This window comes from Mycobacterium sp. Aquia_213, assembly GCF_026625985.1.
Lineage (GTDB): Bacteria > Actinomycetota > Actinomycetes > Mycobacteriales > Mycobacteriaceae > Mycobacterium.
The window spans coordinates 2,831,307-2,849,322 of record NZ_CP113116.1 but is presented as its reverse complement, the minus strand read 5'-3'; the positions used below and the strand labels follow the sequence as shown (position 1 = coordinate 2,849,322).

The following is an 18,016-nucleotide window of genomic DNA, read 5'->3' as shown; positions in this document are numbered from 1 at the left end:
GAAGGTCAACGGCATCGAAGGCCGTTGCGGCGTGCTCAGACATCCCGGCCGAGTTTACCTGCACGTCGTTGCCGCCCAGGTCACATCGATTCCCACTTCCACTGCGCGATCTGCGGGTCGTCCTCGCCGTGCTCGCGCGTGTAGCGCCGGGCGTCCAGCCGCGCATCGGCCATTCGCTGCCGAAGCAGCGCGGCCCGGCCGGCCAGGCCGTCCACCCGGTCGATGACGTCCATGACCAAATGGAAGCGGTCGAGGTCGTTGAGCATCACCATGTCGAACGGCGTCGTCGTGGTGCCCCGCTCCTTGAATCCGCGCACGTGGAACTGCGCGTGATTGGCGCGGCGATAGGCGAGCCGGTGGATCAGCCACGGATAGCCGTGATAGGCGAAGATGACCGGCTTGTCGCGGGTGAACAGCGCGTCGAATTCCTTGTCCGGCAACCCATGTGGATGCTCGGAGTCCGGCTGCAGGCGCATCAGGTCGACGACGTTGACCACCCGCACCGCCAGGTCGGGCAGTTCGCGGCGCAGGATGTCGGCGGCGGCCAACGTCTCCAGAGTGGGGACGTCCCCGGCGCACGCCAGCACCACGTCGGGCTCCCCGGTCGCGGTGCTCGCCCACTCCCAGATCCCCAGCCCGCGGGTGCAGTGCGCGATCGCGTCGTCCATGTCGAGGTAGGCCAGGGCGGGTTGCTTGCCGGCGACGATGACGTTGATGTAGTCGCGGCTGCGCAGGCAGTGGTCGGCCACCGAGAGCAGCGTGTTGCCGTCCGGCGGCAGGTACACCCGCACGACCTCAGCACGTTTGTTGGCGACCAGGTCGATGAACCCGGGGTCCTGATGCGAGGCGCCGTTGTGGTCCTGCCGCCACACGTGCGAGCTCAACAAGTAGTTCAGCGACGCGATCGGCCTTCGCCAGGGCAGTTCGCGGCTGGTGGACAGCCATTTCGCGTGCTGGTTCATCATCGAGTCGACGATGTGCACGAACGCCTCGTAGCAGTTGAACAGCCCGTGCCGGCCGGTCAGCAGATAGCCCTCCAACCAGCCCTGGCACAGGTGCTCGGACAGCACCTCCATCACCCGGCCGTCGGGCGCCAGGTGGTCGTCGTCGGGCTCGGTCTCGGACAGCCAGACCTTGCCCGTCGCCTCGAACACTGCGGAGAGCCGATTGGACGCCGTTTCGTCGGGCCCCATCAGCCGGAAGCGGTCCAGGTTTCCGGTGATGACATCGCGCAGGAACGTCCCCAGCACGCGGGTGGCCTCGTGGGTCGTCGTCGCCGGCTCGGGGACCTGCACTGCGTAGTCGCGAAAGTCCGGCAGATCCAGCTCGCGCAGCAACAGCCCGCCGTTGGCATGCGGGTTCGCGCTCATCCGCCGCTGGCCCGTAGGCGACAGCTCGCGCAGTTCCGGGCGCAGCGCGCCGCGGGAGTCGAACAGCTCGTCGGGCGCATAACTGCGCAGCCACTCTTCCAGCTGCGCGCGGTGAGCGGGGTTGTCGTGGGTCTCGGCCAGTGGCACCTGGTGTGCGCGCCAGGTGCCCTCGACGTGTTTGCCGTCGACCACCTTGGGCCCGGTCCAGCCTTTCGGGGTGCGCAGCACGATCATCGGCCACACCGGCCGCTCGGTCGTCTCGCCACTGCGCGCGGCCCGCCGAATCGCCACGATGTCGTCGAACGCGTCATCGAGCGCGGCGGCCAGCTCGCGGTGCACGGTGGCCGGGTCGTCGCCGGCCACCGTGATCGGCCGGTAGCCGTAACCGCGCAACAGTGATTCGAGTTCGGTGTGCGGGATGCGGGCCAGCACAGTCGGATTGGCGATCTTGTAGCCATTGAGGTGCAGGATCGGCAGTACGGCCCCGTCGACGGCCGGATTGAGGAACTTGTTCGAATGCCAGCCGGCCGCCAGCGGTCCGGTCTCGGCCTCGCCGTCACCGATCACGCACGCGACCACCAGATCGGGGTTGTCGAACGCGGCGCCGAACGCATGCACCAGCGCGTAGCCGAGTTCGCCGCCTTCGTGGATCGACCCCGGGGTCTGCGCGGCGACATGGCTGGGAATACCACCGGGGAAGGAGAACTGCCGGAACAGCCGGCGCAGGCCCTCGGCGTCCTCGCGGATGCCGCTGTACACCTCGGTGTAGGTGCCCTCGAGGTAGGCGTTGGCCACCAGGCCCGGACCGCCGTGACCCGGTCCGGTGACGTAGATGACGCTGGCGTCGCGGTTGCGGATGATCCGGTTCAGGTGCGCGTAGACGAGGTTGAGCCCGGGGGTGGTGCCCCAGTGCCCGAGCAGCCGGGGTTTGACGTGTTCAGCCGCCAGCGGCTCGGTGAGCAGGGGGTTGTCCAGCAGATAGATCTGCCCGACCGACAGGTAGTTGGCGGCACGCCAATACTTGTCGATCAGGATGAGTTCGTCGTCGGAGAGTGCTTCGGGTGCGGTTGTCTGGGTTTGCAAGCTCACCTGCCCGATTCTCCGCGCCGCCGATGACGGCCGCTAGGAGCGAAAGTCACTCCTCGCCGCGAGCACGGGACTCGTAGGCCTGGCGCTTGTCGACGTCGATGTCGTCGGTGAAGACGTGCTCACCACCCATGACGCGGTTCAGCCCCTCGGAGACCACCCGCGGCAGGAACTTCTGCGACGCGATCAGCGCACCGGCCGCCTTGGTGACCCGCACCCGCGGCTTGGGGTGGGCGACCAGCCCGACGATCGCGTCGGCGATGTCGGACGGCTCGGCGTTCCGGAATCCCTTCATGCCCGCGGTGCCCGCGACCAGTTCGGTGTTCACGAACGTCGGCAACACCATCGAAAACTTGACGCCGGCGGGCCGGTACTCCAGCCGGGCGGCATCGGTGAAGCCGATCACGGCGTGCTTGCTGGCGCCGTAGGTCGCCAGACCGACGGAGTAGATCTCGCCGGCTAGCGACGCGACGTTGATGACGTGGCCCTGGCCGCGGGGGACCATGCGCTGCACCGCCAGCTTGCTGCCCAGCATCACGCCGTAGACGTTGATGTCCAGAATGCGCCGGGTGACGGCGTCCGGCTCGTCGATGATGCGGCCGATCGGCATGATGCCGGCATTGTTGACCAGCACGTCGATCGGGCCGAGTTGGCGTTCGACCTCGTCGAGAAATTCCGAAAACGAGTGCGGGTCGGTGACATCGAGCTTGCCGTACACGTCGAGGCCGAGCGCGGCGCCCGACTCCTTGACCCTGACCTCGTCGATGTCGCCGATCGCGACCTTGGCACCCAGGTTGTGCAGCGCGGTCGCGGTGGCCAGCCCGATTCCCCGTGCGCCGCCGGTGATCACGATGACCTTGCCCTGGACTTTGAGACCAATGGATGCCGTGTCTGCCATCTCCCCAGCACAGCACTCGGCGTCGGGCGACGCAATGACACGGCCGATGTCAGGCGTCGATACTGCAACGATGACCAGCGTGCGACGAGCCGTCCCGGCCGACGCGCATGACGCGGCCCGAGTCCATGTCCGGTCGTGGCAGTGGGCCTTCCAAGGACTGCTCGCCCAGGAATATCTCGACAGCCTCGATCCGGACGCCTGGGCTGAGCGATACACGTTCGGCCGCATGGGGTTTCAGCAACCGTCCACCCAGGTCGCGGTGGACGGTTCGACCGTGTGCGGCCTGGTCACCACCGACCTGTGCCGCGACGACGACCTGACGAATTTCGGTGAGCTGATGGAGATCTACGTCGATCCGGCATACCTGCACACCGGCGTCGGCCGCTTGCTGATGACCGCCGCCCGAACGCAGCTGCGCGGTGTGGGCGTCACGTCGGCTGCCCTGTGGGTGCTGGACGGCAATGCCCGCGCTCGACGGTTCTACGAGCGCGACGGCTGGCGCTGCGATGGATCGCAACGCACCTCGACCTACGGCGACGTGCCCGTGGGCGAAGTGCGCTATCAATGCACGCTCTAGCGCAACGTCAACCAGGCCAGGCTCCCCGCCCCGAACAGCGCGCAGTAGATGGCGAACGGGATCAGGGTGCGGGTTTCGAAGTACCGGGTGAGGTAGCGCACGGCGAGGTAGGCGCAGACGAACGAGGCGAGGCTGCCCGCCAAAACCTGGCCACCGATCCCGGCGCCCATCGGCCCGAACAGCTCGGGGATCTTGTACACCCCGGCAGCCAGGATGATCGGCGTGGCCAGCAGAAAGGAGAAGCGGGCAGCGTCTTCGTGGGATAGGCCGCGCCACAGACCCGCCACAATCGTGATGCCGGATCGACTGATACCGGGAAGCAACGCCAGGATCTGAGCGCTGCCGATCAACACGCCACGACCCAGCGGCACCTCGGCGAGCCGGTTGTCGACGGCTTCGCCGGTATGCGCGGATCGGTCGTCGGCGACATCCTGGTCTGCCGGGGCCGCCACCGCGCGGCGGCGCAGCACCTCGCCCGCGTAGAGGGCAATTCCGTTGAGCAGCAGGAAGGCCGCCGCGGGAATCGGTTTGCCCAGCGTGGTGCGAAACAGCTTTTCCAGGAACAGGCCCGCCAGGCCCACCGGGATGGTGGCGCCCACGATCAGCCAGGCCAACCGCTCGTCGGGAGTCTGGATTCGTCGATGCCGCGCCGAGGACACGAATCCGGACAGCACCCGCAGCCAGTCCCGCCAGAAGAACACCAGCAGTGCGGCGGCGGTGGCCACGTGCAGGCCGACGATGAACGCCAGGTACGGCGATTGGGGTGCGGAGACGTCCAAGTCGCGCGCCCAGTGGCCGCCGACCAGCGCCGGCACCAAGATCGAGTGGCCGAGGCTGGAGACCGGAAATAGTTCGGTCACGCCCTGCGCGGCGCCGACCAAAAGGGCTTCGACATAACTCAAGTGCGCGCTCAGGACCCTATCTCTCCATTCCGGCGTGTCGGACGACAAACTACGCAGCGTAGCCGGTCGGCGCTGCTCATCCGAACCAGGTTGAGCGGCTGTGCATTTGGCCGCGGCGGGCCGGTACGGTGGGCGAATGGCCGACAGGTTGCTCGCCGGGGTGCGCGTCGTCGACGTGTCGGGTGGCGTCACCGACACGGTGACCCGGCTGCTCGCCGACCTGGGCGCCGACGTCGTCAAGGTGGAGCCCCCGGGCGGCAGCCCTGCTCGCGACGACCGGCCGACGCTGGCCGGCGCCAGCATCCCGTTCGCCGTGCACAACGCCAACAAGCGCGGCGTGGTGCTGGATTCGCGCGACGACGACGACCGCCGCGGCTTCTTCGAGCTCGTCGAGGGTGCCGACATCGTCGTCGATGCCGGGGCGCAGGCCGTCGCGTTCGGGACTTCGGGCGCCGAGTTGGCCGATCGCTATCCGCATCTGGTCGTGCTGTCGATCACGGACTTCGGCGCGACCGGTCCGCGCGCGTCGTGGCGCGCGACCGACCCGGTGCTGTTCGCGATGTCCGGTGCGCTGTCGCGATCCGGACCGACCATCGGCACCCCGGTGTTGCCGCCCGACGGCATCGCCTCGGCCACCGCCGCCGTGCAGGCGGCCTGGGCCGCGCTCGTCGCGTATTACGACAGACTGCGTTGCGGCACAGGCGATTACATCGACTTCTCTCGCTTCGACGCGGTCGTCATGGCGCTCGACCCGGCGTTCGGCGCGCATGGTCAGGCCACTGCCGGACAGCGCACCAGCGCGTGGCGGGGGCGCCCGAAAAACCAGGACCCCTACCCGATCTGTCCGTGCCGGGACGGCTATGTCCGGCTCTGCGTCATGGCGCCGCGGCAGTGGCGCGGCCTGCGCCGCTGGCTGGGGGAGCCGGAGGAATTTCAGGATCCCAGCTACGACACGCTGGGTGCGCGGTTCGCGGCGTGGCCGCAGATCAGCATGCTGGTCGACGCGCTGTTCGCCGACAAGACGATGAAGGAGCTGGTTGCCGAGGGCCAGGCGCACGGCGTCCCGATCTCCGCGGTGCTGACGCCGTCGCGGATCCTGGCCTCCGAGCACTTCCAGGCCGTGGGCGCGATCACGAATGCCGAGCTCGTCCCCGGGGTACACACCGACGTGCCGACCGGATACTTCGTGGTCGACGATGAACGCTCCGGCTTCCGGACTCCGGCACCGGCCGTCGGAGCCGACGAACCGCACTGGCTGGCCGACCCGGTGGCGGCAGCACCGTCTGGCCGGGCCGGCGAGTATCCGTTCAAAGACTTGAGAATCCTCGATCTGGGCGTGATCGTGGCCGGCGGAGAACTCAGCCGGCTCTACGGTGACCTGGGCGCCGAGGTGATCAAGGTCGAAAGCGCCAACTATCCCGACGGGTTGCGGCAATCGCGGGTCGGCGCCGTGATGAGCGAGTCGTTCGCCTGGACGCACCGCAATCACCTGGCGCTGGGCCTCGACCTGCGTAGCGAGCAAGGCAAACAGATCTTCCGCCGACTGGTCGCCGAGGCCGACGCGGTGTTCGCCAACTTCAAGCCGGGAACCCTTACCTCGCTTGGGTTTTCGTTCGACACGCTGCGCGAGATCAACCCCCGCATCGTGCTCGCGGGCAGCAGCGCCTTCGGAAACCGGGGGCCATGGAGCAGGCGGATGGGCTACGGCCCGCTGGTCCGCGCCACCACCGGCGTGACCAGCCTCTGGACATCGGAGGAAGCGTCCGAAGAAGCCCGCGCCGCCGGCGCCCGGCATGCGTTCTACGACGCGACGACGATCTTCCCCGACCACATCGTGGGACGGGTCACCGCAATCGCCGCGCTGGCCGCCCTGATCCGGCGCGATCGGACCGGCGAGCCGGCCCACGTACACATCTCGCAGGCCGAGGTCGTCGTCAATCAGCTGGACACCCTGTACGTCACCCAGGCCGCTTTGGGAGCCGGCGTCGCCGAGGTCTGCGACGACACCAGCGTGCACGCGGTCTACCCGTGCGCCGGCGATGACGAATGGTGTGCCATCTCGATCCGCTCAGATAGCGAATGGCACAGTCTCACAGCACTTTTCGAGCAGCCTGCACTGGCTGACGATCCGCGCTTCGCGACCGGGGAGTCGCGGACGGCTCATCGCGCGGAGTTGGTTCGGCTGCTCTCCGCCTGGACCAGCACGCATACCCCGAGACACGCCGCCGAGGCGCTGCAGGCGGCCGGCGTTCCGGCCGGCCCGATGAACCGCCCGCCGGACGTTCTGCAGGACCCGCAGCTGATCGAGCGTCAGCTACTCAGCGACATGGTGCATCCGCTGGTCGAACGGCCGCTGCCGGCCGAGACCGGGCCGGCGCCGTTTCACCACATCCCGCCGGCCCCACAACGTCCCGCGCCGCTGCCGGGTCAGGACACCCGCGAGCTCTGTCGAAAACTACTTGGCATGAGCACCGAGGAGATCGACCGACTCATCGCCGATCAGGTGCTCTTCGCGGCCGCCGACAGCGCGTAGTCACACCGCCGGCCGGGCCCGCGCCGTCGCCAAGATAAGTTCGTCCCATGCCTGTCGACCCCAAAACACCCGTGCTGATCGGGTACGGCCAGGTCAACCACCGTGACGAGATCAACCCGGAAACACGTTCGGTCGAACCCGTCGACCTGATGGTCGCCGCGGCCCGGGAAGCCGCCGCTGCCCAGGTCCTCGAGGCCGTGGACTCCATCCGGGTGGTGAACGTCCTGTCGGCGACCTACCGCGACGCCGGGCTGCTGGTCGGCGAGCGGATCGGCGCGAGGGAGTTCACCACGCTGTACAGCCCGGTCGGCGGCAACGTGCCGCAGACGCTGCTGAACCAGGCCTGCCTGGACATCCAGCAGGGCCGCGCCGGCGTGGTGCTGCTCACCGGCGCCGAAACCTGGCGCACCAGGCGAGGATTGAAGGCCAAGGGGGGCCGGCTCGAGTGGACGGCTCAGGATGATTCCGTGCCGATGGCACAGGTCAGCGGCGAGGACGTCCCGATGGCCGGCGACGCGGAGATCAGGATCAAGCTGGACCGGCCGGCCTACGTCTACCCGCTGTTCGAGCAGGCGCTGCGTATCGCCAACGGCGAGTCGGTCGAGGACCACGGCAACCGCATCGGCGAGTTGTGGGCCCGCTTCAACGCCGTCGCGGTGGGCAATCCGCACGCCTGGATCCACAAGCCGTCGACCGCGGCCGAGATCTCGCGGCCCGGCCCGCAGAACCGGATGATCAGCTGGCCCTATACGAAGCTGATGAACTCCAACAACATGGTGGATCAGGGTGCCGCGTTGATCCTGACGTCGGTCGAGCGGGCCGAACGCCTGGACATCCCCGCCGAACAGTGGATTTATCCGCACGCCGGCACCGACGCCTACGACACGCCCTCGATCGCCGAGCGCGACGAGCTGCACCGTTCCACGGCCATCCGGATCGCCGGCGCGCGGGCGCTGGAGCTCGCCGGCGTGGGGATCGACGATGTCGACTACGTCGACCTGTACTCGTGCTTCCCGTCCGCCGTTCAGGTGGCGGCGGCCGAGCTCGGATTGAGCACCGACGACCCCGCCCGCCCGCTGACCGTCACGGGTGGGCTGACGTTCGCCGGCGGCCCGTGGAGCAATTACGTGATGCACTCGATTGCCACCGTGGCCGAACTACTGGTGGCCAATCCCGGACGACGCGCCCTGATCACCGCGAACGGCGGCTATCTGACCAAGCACAGCTTCGGGGTTTACAGCACCGAACCACCGGCCGAATTCCGTTGGGAAAACCTGCAATCCGTGGTGGAGCGGGAGCCGACCCGGGAAGGGTTGGTGCAGTGGGAAGGTGTCGGCACGGTCGAATCGTGGACGACGCCGTTCGATCGTGACGGACAGCCCCAGAAGGCTTTCGTTGCTGTGCGCACGCCCGACGGGTCCCGGGCGCTCGCGGTCATCGCCGACCCCGACGCGGCGCAGGCAACTGTTCGTGAAGACATCGGTGGCGCCAAGGTCGCCGTCGCCGGGGACGGCAGCGCCACGCTGCGATAGCCCAGGCCGGAAATAAAATCCCAGGCCAGAGCACTGTAATCGGCGTAACAGTCGCGCTCTGATAGTGGCGCGCATATTGTCGGAGTGGACGTTGGGGGAGGTGAGCCCAGGTGCACATCCTGGTTACCGACGCCACCGGCACCGTCGGGCGGCTGGTTGCACGGCAGCTGATTGCTGCCGGGCATTCGGTCGCCGGCATTTCTGAGCATCCCGACGCTCGTCTGGACCCGGCGGTCGAGTTCGTCTGCGCACCGCTGAGCGACCCCGTCCTGCAAGAACTGGCCGACGAAGCCGACGCGGTGATTCATCTGGCCCCGGTCGAAGCGGACGCACCCGGCAGCGCCGGCATCAACGGGGTGGCGCATGTGACGCATGCGGCCGGCCGCGCCGGTGCCCGCCTGCTGTTCGTGTCCCAAGCCGCGGGGTCCCCGCAGGTGTACGAGCCCGCCGAGGACCTGGTGTCCACGAGTCTGGGGCCGAGTCTGATCATCCGGATCGCGCCGCCGGTGGGCCGCCAGCTCGACTGGATGGTGTGCCGTACCGTGGCGACCCTGCTGCGTACCAAGGTCTCGGCGCAGCCGATGCGGGTGCTGCACCTCGACGACCTGGCGCGCTTTCTGGTCTTTGCGCTGAATACCGACCGCACCGGCGTGGTGGATCTGGCCACTCCGGACACCACCAACGTGGTGACCGCGTGGCGATTGTTGCGCGCCGTCGATCCCCGGTCCCGGAGTCACCGGATTCGCAGCTGGTCGCAACTGATTCCTCCGGTGGATATTGTTGCCGTACAAGAGGATTGGATGTTCGAGTTCGGCTGGCCGGCGTTCGACGCGGTCGCCGATACCGCGCGGGGGCTCGTCGGTCGCAGACTGGGTCCTGACGGTGCGACCAGCCACGGGGTGCAGATGGCGCTTCCCGTGGAGGTTATCCCGCGCCCCGCGCCGTCCGACGAGTTGCGCAGCGCCGCACCGGACGGCATCGAGGGCGAGTTCGACGACCGCATCGACCCGCGGTTCCCGGTCTTTGCCACCAACGGCCTCACCGAGGCGCTGCCCGGGATCTTGACCCCGATAACCCTGGATGTTCAGTTGAGCGGGCTGCGCACCGCCAGCCGGGTGATGGGTCAGGCGCTGGCGTTGGGCGGTGTGGTGGATGACGAATGGGGCAGCAGGGCCATCGCGGTCTTCGGTCACCGGCCCTATGTCGGGGTGTCGGCCAACGTCGTCGCCGCCCACCAGCTGCTCGGCTGGGACGACGAGGCCCTGATCGAGCGCGCCCTGCTCGATCAGCCGCAGGTCGGTGACGTGCTGCCGTTCGGTCAGCCCCGGCTGGCGGCCGGAGCGCTCGGGTCGGTAGCCAAGGCGGTCGCCACGACACGGTCGCTGGCTCTGATGCGCCACCTCAAGGCCGACACCCGGGCGTATAGCACCGCCGCGAAAGTCGAACATTGGGATGCCACGCAATTGGGCCTGTTGCCCGACGCGGGCCTTGGCGTGCGAGTCCGGTTGCTGCGGGACCGCATTCACCAAGGCTGGATTCTTACGGCGCTCTGGTTGATCGACTCCGGTGTCACCGCGGCGGCACTGGAGCACACCGCGGCGGGCTCCCGGGTGCCCGGAGTGAGCGCAATCATGGAAAGCGACCGCGTCGCCGACGAGATCGCCGGGCTGACAGCGGCGCTACGTGCCGACCCGCCGCTGCGGGCGATGGCCCAGGAAGGCAACCTCGCCAGCATTCGCGCGCTGTCGCCCCCCACCGCCGCCCTGCTGGATGCGGCGATCGCCAAGATCGGCCACCGTGGGCCCGGGGAAGGTGAGCTGGCCAGCCGAGTCTTCAGCGACGACCCGGCGATGCTGTTGATGGCGGCCGCCGAGACGGCCGGTGAGCCCTGCGAGCCAGACCCGCCCGTGACGCTGGGCCGGCGAATCGCCACCAACGCCCGGATTTCGCGCGAGCTTGCCCACGACACCACGATGCGGTTCACGCATGAGCTGCGAATGACGTTGCGCGAGCTAGGATCTCGCCGGGTCACAGCCGACCTCATCGATGTCGCCGATGACGTGAATTACCTGACCTGCGATGAACTGGTCACGATGCCGGCCGACGCCCGGTTACGGATCAAACGCCGCCGCGCCGAACGCGAACGGCTGCAGGCGCAGCACCCGCCGGAAGTCATCGATCATGACTGGGTGCCGGCTGACCGAACGTCAGCCCAGGAGATCAGCGAGGGGTGAGGACGGGTCGGCCAGCTTGTCGGGGTCGACGGCGGACTTGGACCGGATCAGGGCCTTGACGTCGTCGAGCACATCCCAGATGTTGACATTCATCCCGGCCAGTACCCGGTTCTCGCCGTCGAGCCAAAACGCGACGAACTCGCGCCCGGCGACGTCGCCACGGAAGACCACCCGCTCGAAGGTGGGTGCGTACCCGGTGTACTCCATTCCGAGGTCGTACTGGTCGGTGAAGAAATAGGGCAGCTCCGCGTATTCGCCTGACTTGCCGAGCATTCCGGCCGCGGCCACCGCGGGCTGCTTGAGCGCATTGGCCCAGTGTTCGGTGCGGATGCGGGTGCCGAACAACGGGTGCTCGGCGGCCGCGATGTCGCCCACCGCGAAGACGTCTGAATCGCTGGTGCGCAGCGTGGAATCGACGCGCACGCCGCCGTCTGCGATGGACAGCCCGGCCTGCTCGGCGATCTCGATGTTCGGCTTGGCGCCGACGGCCACCAATACGGCATCGGCGGCGATCGTCGAACCGTCGCGCATCCGTAAGCCGGTCGCTGTTCCGTCGGTCACGGAGATCTCGTCGACCTGTGCTTCCAGCCGTAAATCCACGCCGTGGTCGCGATGCAGGTTGGCGAACACCTCGCCGACCGTCTCGCCGAGCGCTGCCAGCAGTGGTTGTTTGGCGGCTTCGACGACCGTTACCTCTACGCCGCGCCGCCGCGCCGCGGCGGTCACCTCGAGCCCGATCCACCCCGCGCCCACCACCGCGAGCGAAGACCCGTTGGTCAGAACGGAATTCAGCCGCTCGGCGTCGTCATAGCTGCGCAGGTAGTGGACTCCGTCGGCATCCGATCCGGGGATCGGTGGGCGCCGCGACGCCGACCCCGTCGCCAGTAGCAACTTGTCGTAGTGGGCGATGCTGCCGTCGCGAAGTCCAACGCTGTGGGCGGCGGTATCCAAGCTGGACACCGGCGTTCCGAGTCTCAAGTCGACCTTCTGGTCGAAATACCAGTCGGAGTTGTGCACGGTGAAGTCGGTCAGCGACTTCTTTCCGGCGAGATACTCCTTGGAAAGCGGAGGTCGTTCGTAGGGCAGCCACGCCTCATCGGCGAACAGAATGATGTGTCCGTCAAAACCGTTGTCGCGCAGAGCTTCTACTGCCTTAGCTCCGGCAAGTCCGCCGCCGACGATGACGAATGTAGTCGAACCGGCCATGCTGCTGCTCCGTTCGTGTCGCGTTCCCCAGCCTACTCGCGCCTAACCGCCCCGCGGGCCGGCGAACGTCACTTCGGGGGCAGGCTGCGTGCGTACTCGACGCCACGGGAAATCCAACTCTCAAGCTGGCGTTTGGTTTTCACGCCCTCGGCGTCGACCCGCAACCAGCCGCGGGTCTCGCGGCCGGCCATCACCATCGGGCTGACGTGGGGGCGATCCAACAGCTTGGCGGTGTCCTCGGGCGGGACCCGCACCATCAGTCCGCCCTTGCCGCTGGCCGCCACCGCCATATTTCCGCCGATCAGGAACGCGAGGCCACCGAACATCGCCTTCTCGTCGACACCGCGCTGCGGTGCCAGCAACTCGCGGATCCGGTTGGCGAGTTCGAGGTCGTATGCCATGCGTCGACGCTAATCGTCCGCACCGACACCCGTGGCGAGGTCAGTCCAGATCGACCCGAATGGTGAGCAGCTCGCTGCCCATGATGCGCACCATCCTGCTGTTGAGCCGTGGGAGATTACCCAGCCGCTGCACCGGGTCGTCGTCGGGCAGCAGGTGCGCGGTGCCCCTGCGCCACTTGCCGCCGAGGCGCAGGCGTACCGCGGGGTTGGCCTTGATGTTGCGGACGTAGTCCGAGTGCTCACCGTGTTCGGAGACCATCCAGAACTTGTCGTCCACCACGCGCCCGCCGACCGGGGTGTGGCGTGGCTGCCCGCTCCTGCGGCCAGTCGTCTCGAGCATGGTCACCGGCAATTGCCGACCCACCGGATTGACCACCCGCCGTTGAACGCGATGCACTACTTGCCGTTTGAGATCCCCGATACCGGTCATGCCCTCCAACCTAGCCCTTAGGCGGGCCTCGGGGCAGGCACGCCGACGGCGCGCAACACCCACTCGCGCGCAACCGTGAACGCCAAGGACCGGCGGGGGATGCTGGTCAGCACCGGTTCGGGAATCGTCGTCTTGTAGTGCAGGGACAGCTCCCCGGAGAACGCCGGGTCGACCTTGCTCACGTCCACCTGCAGCGCCAGACCGTCCTGCGAGAACTCGGCCGTCACCGGGCCGTCCGGTGCGGCGTCCCAGCGCTGGTCGATGGCCCGGCCGGCGAGCTTGGGCACCGTCGACAATGTTCCGAGAACGCGCTGGGAGGTGATTACCAGCGCACCGGCGTAGCTACGGATATTTCCGCCCTTGGCGACGAACCCGGGTATCGAACCACTGAAGCGGAAGGTGACGGGAACGAACTCGGCGAGGTGGATGATTCCCTCAGGCTCGACTTCGCTCCGCATGTCGGCGGGAAGCTTGCCGATGCGGAGCAATTTGCGCAGTATCAAGGCCATCCATGCACTCTAACGGCCTTGGCCGGGATCGCGCAGCGTTTGCTACGCGGTCCCGGCCACGTTCAGATCAGGCGGCGACGGTCGCCGTCTGCGCCGCTGGTTCGAGTGCCTGCGCGACGATCTCTGCGACGTCGGTCATCGGCTTGACGGTCAGCGCCTCGAGCACCTCGGCCGGCACGTCGTCCAGGTCCGGCTCGTTTCGCTGCGGAATGAAAACCGTTGACAGACCAGCACGTTGGGCGGCCAGCAGCTTCTGCTTGACACCGCCGATCGGCAGCACCCGACCGTTCAGCGTGACCTCGCCGGTCATGCCGACGTCAGAGCGGACCTGACGTCCGGTGGCCATCGACACCAGTGCGGTGACCATCGTGACCCCGGCCGACGGACCATCCTTGGGCACCGCGCCCGCGGGCACGTGCACGTGGATGCGCCGGTCCAGCGCCTTGGGGTCGACGCCCAACAGGTGAGCGTGGGAGCGGACGTAGGACAGCGCGATCTGCGCGGACTCCTTCATCACGTCGCCCAGTTGACCGGTCAGCTGCAGCCCCGCCTCGCCATCCGTTGCCCCGGCTTCGATGTAGAGCACATCGCCACCCAGGCCCGTCACCGCCAGCCCGGTGGCTACGCCGGGCACCGCCGTGCGTTCCGCGGACTCGGGCGTAAACCTAGGCCTGCCAAGGTAATCCACCAGATCGGGCTCGTCGATGATCACCGGTTCCTCGGCGATCTTCGTCGTGACTTTGCGCAGCGCCTTGGCCAGCAGCCGCTCGAACTGCCGCACCCCCGGTTCGCGGGTGTAGTCGGCGGCGATCTTGCGCAGCGCGGCGTCGGTGACGGTGACCTCTTCGCCGGTCAGCGCCGCCCGCTCCCGTTGCCGGGGCAGCAGATACTCGCGGGCGATGGCGACCTTGTCGTCTTCGGTGTAGCCGTCGATCTGCACCAACTCCATGCGGTCCAGCAGCGCCGACGGGATGTTCTCGATCACGTTGGCGGTGGCCAAGAACACGACGTCGGACAGGTCGAGGTCCAGATCCAGGTAGTGGTCGCGGAACGTGTGGTTCTGCGCCGGGTCCAGCACCTCGAGCAGCGCCGCGCTCGGGTCGCCGCGATAGTCGGAACCGACCTTGTCGATTTCGTCAAGCAGCACAACGGGATTCATCGATCCCGCCTCGCCGATCGCGCGCACGATCCGGCCGGGCAACGCACCCACGTAGGTGCGCCGGTGCCCACGGATCTCGGCCTCGTCGCGAACGCCGCCCAGCGCGACGCGCACGAACTTGCGGCCCAGCGCCCGGGCCACGCTCTCACCCAGCGAGGTCTTGCCCACCCCGGGCGGGCCGGCCAGCACCATCACCGCGCCGGAGCCACGGCCACCGACGACCTGCAGCCCACGCTGGGCCCGCCGCGAACGCACGGCCAGATATTCGACGATGCGGTCCTTGACGTCGTCCAGCCCGTGGTGGTCGGCGTCCAGGATGCCCCGCGCCGCGACCAAATCCGTCGAATCCTCGGTGCGAACGCTCCACGGCAGATCCAGCACGGTGTCCAGCCAGGTTCGAATCCAGCCGCTTTCCGGGCTTTGGTCGCTGGAGCGTTCCAGTTTTCCGACCTCGCGCAGCGCGGCCTCGCGGACCTTGTCGGGCAGCTCGGCGGCCTCCACCCGGGCCCGGTAATCGTCGGACCCGTCGGGTTCGCCCTCGCCCAGCTCCTTGCGGATGGCGGCGAGCTGTTGGCGCAGCAGGAACTCCTTCTGCGTCTTCTCCATGCCCTCGCGCACGTCGTCGGCGATCTTGTCGTTGACCTCGACTTCGGCCAAGTGGTCGCCGGTCCAGTCGATCAGCACGCGCAGCCGTTCGGCGACGTCGGTGGTCTCCAGCAGCTGCCGCTTCTGCACGTCGGTCAGGTACGAGGCGTACCCCGACGTGTCGGCCAGCGCCGACGGGTCGGTCAGGCTGTTGACGTAGTCGATGATCTGCCAGGCCTCGCGCCGTTGCAGCATGGCCAGCAGCAGCTTCTTGTACTCCGCCGCCAGCGCCTTGATCTCGTCGGTGGCATCGGCGTCGTCGACCTCGGTCACCTCGACCCACAGCGCCGCGCCGGGGCCGGTGGCTCCCGCGCCGATCTGCGCCCTGCGCTCACCGCGCACGACGGCCGCGGTGCCGCCACCGCCGGCGATGCGTCCGACCTGCAGAATCTTCGCGATTACGCCGTGCGACGGATACCGGTCCTCGAGCCGCGGGGCAATCAGCAGCTCACCCGATTCACTGGCCCGCGCCGCGTCGATGGCCGCTCGCGCGGCGTCGTCCAGCTCGATTGGCACAACCATTCCGGGCAACACGATCGTGTCGGTGACGAACAGGACCGGCACTGATTTAGGTTCAGACATCTGCACTCCAAAGGTTTAGTCTGTTGCGCTCAACCTTTGCCGAGTGGCATTTGTTCCCGACGGCCCTCTGGCCTGCGGTGTGACCTAGCTCAATCGGCGGTTCAATTGGCCGACGCGCGCTGGCGGGCCCGGAAGGCCTGCACCTTGACTTTGTTGCCGCAGGTGGCCATGCCGCACCAGTGCCGGTTCTTCGCCCGCGAGGAGTCGACATAGAGCAGCGAGCAGTTCGGGTGGTCACACCGCTTGACGTTGTCGATGTCGGGCCCCGCGAGCAGGCCGAGCAGATCAGCGGCCAGGCTGGCAAGCAGTTGCGGCGCGGTGCCCTCGCGGCGAGTAGTGCCGTCCGGGAGCAACCGCGGGGCCAGCTGAGGGTGCGAGGCCTGTGCGTTCAGCAGGTCGACGTCGGCCGGCCGCGGCTCGATGCCGTCGAGCCGGGCGGTTGCGGTGCGGTAGATCGCTTCGCGCACTTCGATCGCGGTGACGAGATCCTCATCGCTGACCTCGATGCCGGCATCCACCAACCCCGCTTGAACGGCCCACTCCGACAGGAGCTCGGGAGTAGTTAACCGCTCTTCGGGGACGGTGAGCCGATGTTTGAGCGTGCCCGCGAAGTTGAGGCATGCCCGGCCGCACACGAACCCGAATTTCACGTAACCACCTTGACAGGTTTCAGGTAGGCCCGCAACCGGAGCCGGCGCGCCTACTCGACCGGCCCCAGCCGGCGCAGCTGCGTGACGTGGGCGGGTGAAAGTTCCTCGAGGCAGGTGACACCCAGCAGCCGCATCGTGCGCAGAACCCCGCTCTCCAGGATTTCGATCGCGCGGTCGACGCCCGCCTCGCCGCCGGCCATCAGCCCGTAGAGATAGGCCCGCCCGACCAGCGTGCACCGCGCCCCCAGCGCGATCGCTGCCACGATGTCGGCGCCCGACATGATGCCGGTGTCCACCAGGATCTCGGTGTCCTTACCGAGCTCGCGCGCGACCGCCGGCAATAGATGGAAGGGCACCGGGGCCCGATCCAGCTGGCGCCCGCCATGGTTGGACAACACCAGGCCGTCGACGCCGCGCTCCACCACCGCACGTGCATCGTCGAGCGTCTGGATCCCCTTGACCACCAACTTGCCGGGCCATTGCTCCTTGATCCAGGCCAGGTCGTCGAAGGTCAGGCTGGGATCGAACATCGTGCTCAGGTACTCGGCGACGGTGCCCGGCCAGCGATCCAGCGACGCGAAGGCCAGCGGTTCGGTGGTCAGCAGGTCGAACCACCATTTCGGATGTGGCACCGCGTCGAGCACGGTGCGCAGCGTCAACGACGGCGGGATCGTCATGCCATTGCGATTGTCGCGGAACCGCGCCCCGGATACCGGGACGTCGACGGTGGCCAGCAAGGTGTCGAATCCCGCGTCGGCGGCGCGCTTGACCAGCGCCATCGACCGCTCCCGGTCCTTCCACATGTACAGCTGAAACCATTTGCGGCCCTGCGGGACAGCGGTCACCAGGTCTTCGATCGCGCAGGTGCCAAGAGTGGACAGCGAGAACGGGATACCGGCCCTGGCTGCCGCCGCGGCTCCGGCGATCTCGCCTTCGGTCTGCATCAACCGGGTGAATCCGGTCGGTGCGATGCCGAACGGCAACACGACGGGCTGACCCAGCACGTTCCAGCCGGCGGTCACATTGCTGACGTCGCGCAGGATCGTCGGGTGAAACTCGATGTCGCGGAAGGCTTGTCGGGCACGCTCGAGCGACAGCTCGTCCTCGGCCGCGCCGTCGGTGTAGTCGAATGCCGCCTTCGGGGTGCGGCGTTTGGCGATGCGTCGCAGATCGTCGATCGTGAAAGCCGCGTCGAGCCGGCGCTTGGTCGCGTCGAGCTGCGGGCGCTTGAACTGCATCAGCGGGGCCAGGTCGCGGGCTTTGGGCATGCGTCGTTTGACGGCCATGTATGTCACCGTAGTC

The 18,016-nt window shown here is 67.9% G+C and carries 14 protein-coding genes; 4 read left to right on the top strand and 10 right to left on the bottom strand.

Annotation, left to right across the window (positions count from 1 at the left end):
* Positions 1-80 precede the first annotated feature (80 nt).
* Both LMQ14_RS13410 and LMQ14_RS13405 read right to left on the bottom strand, forming a co-directional pair.
* The gene (locus LMQ14_RS13410) at positions 81-2,459 is read right to left on the bottom strand and encodes a phosphoketolase (protein ID WP_267735181.1); all 2,379 of its coding nucleotides are present in this window, start codon (positions 2,457-2,459) and stop codon (positions 81-83) included.
* A 46-nt stretch (positions 2,460-2,505) separates the two neighbouring features.
* Positions 2,506-3,354, bottom strand: coding sequence for an SDR family oxidoreductase (locus LMQ14_RS13405; protein ID WP_267735180.1), 849 nt, complete (start codon positions 3,352-3,354; stop codon positions 2,506-2,508).
* Between the two features lie 70 nt (positions 3,355-3,424).
* Between LMQ14_RS13405 and LMQ14_RS13400 the strand changes: the two genes are divergently transcribed.
* Complete coding sequence (locus LMQ14_RS13400; protein WP_267735179.1) at positions 3,425-3,931, top strand: GNAT family N-acetyltransferase; 507 nt, start codon at positions 3,425-3,427, stop codon at positions 3,929-3,931.
* On the opposite strand, the gene LMQ14_RS13395 is transcribed toward LMQ14_RS13400, so the two are convergent.
* Positions 3,928-4,845, bottom strand: a complete 918-nt coding sequence (locus LMQ14_RS13395; RefSeq protein WP_267735497.1) for an undecaprenyl-diphosphate phosphatase — start codon at positions 4,843-4,845, stop codon at positions 3,928-3,930. The genes LMQ14_RS13400 and LMQ14_RS13395 overlap by 4 nt on opposite strands.
* Before the next feature lie 124 nt (positions 4,846-4,969).
* Here LMQ14_RS13395 and LMQ14_RS13390 point away from each other — a divergent pair, with 124 nt between their 5' ends.
* From LMQ14_RS13390 to LMQ14_RS13380, 3 genes are all read left to right on the top strand, one after another.
* A complete protein-coding gene (locus tag LMQ14_RS13390) occupies positions 4,970-7,366 on the top strand; it encodes a CoA transferase (protein ID WP_267735178.1) in 2,397 nt (798 codons plus the stop codon).
* A gap of 47 nt (positions 7,367-7,413) precedes the next feature.
* Positions 7,414-8,898: an acetyl-CoA acetyltransferase gene (locus LMQ14_RS13385; RefSeq protein WP_267735177.1), complete on the top strand. Its 1,485-nt coding sequence runs from the start codon at positions 7,414-7,416 to the stop codon at positions 8,896-8,898.
* A gap of 110 nt (positions 8,899-9,008) precedes the next feature.
* On the top strand, positions 9,009-11,132 hold the full coding sequence (locus tag LMQ14_RS13380; protein WP_267735176.1) for an NAD-dependent epimerase/dehydratase family protein: 2,124 nt from the start codon (positions 9,009-9,011) through the stop codon (positions 11,130-11,132).
* Here LMQ14_RS13380 and LMQ14_RS13375 read toward each other — a convergent pair.
* The 7 genes from LMQ14_RS13375 to LMQ14_RS13345 form a co-directional block, all read right to left on the bottom strand.
* Positions 11,106-12,338, bottom strand: coding sequence for an NAD(P)/FAD-dependent oxidoreductase (locus LMQ14_RS13375; RefSeq protein ID WP_267735175.1), 1,233 nt, complete (start codon positions 12,336-12,338; stop codon positions 11,106-11,108). The genes LMQ14_RS13380 and LMQ14_RS13375 overlap by 27 nt on opposite strands.
* 68 nt (positions 12,339-12,406) lie before the next feature.
* Positions 12,407-12,739, bottom strand: coding sequence for a TfoX/Sxy family protein (locus tag LMQ14_RS13370; protein ID WP_267735174.1), 333 nt, complete (start codon positions 12,737-12,739; stop codon positions 12,407-12,409).
* Positions 12,740-12,779: 40 nt separating this feature from the next.
* Positions 12,780-13,169, bottom strand: coding sequence for a nitroreductase/quinone reductase family protein (locus LMQ14_RS13365; RefSeq protein ID WP_267735173.1), 390 nt, complete (start codon positions 13,167-13,169; stop codon positions 12,780-12,782).
* A 17-nt stretch (positions 13,170-13,186) separates the two neighbouring features.
* Positions 13,187-13,678, bottom strand: a complete 492-nt coding sequence (locus tag LMQ14_RS13360; RefSeq protein WP_267735172.1) for a hypothetical protein — start codon at positions 13,676-13,678, stop codon at positions 13,187-13,189.
* A 67-nt stretch (positions 13,679-13,745) separates the two neighbouring features.
* Complete coding sequence (gene lon / locus LMQ14_RS13355) at positions 13,746-16,064, bottom strand: endopeptidase La (protein ID WP_267735171.1); 2,319 nt, start codon at positions 16,062-16,064, stop codon at positions 13,746-13,748.
* Between the two features lie 101 nt (positions 16,065-16,165).
* Entirely contained in the window at positions 16,166-16,714 is a 549-nt protein-coding gene (locus tag LMQ14_RS13350; protein ID WP_267735170.1) for a CGNR zinc finger domain-containing protein, read from the bottom strand.
* A gap of 50 nt (positions 16,715-16,764) precedes the next feature.
* Positions 16,765-18,000 carry an alpha-hydroxy acid oxidase gene (locus tag LMQ14_RS13345; RefSeq protein ID WP_267735169.1) on the bottom strand — a complete coding sequence of 412 codons (1,236 nt, stop codon included), beginning with the start codon at positions 17,998-18,000 and terminating at the stop codon, positions 16,765-16,767.
* Positions 18,001-18,016 lie beyond the last annotated feature (16 nt).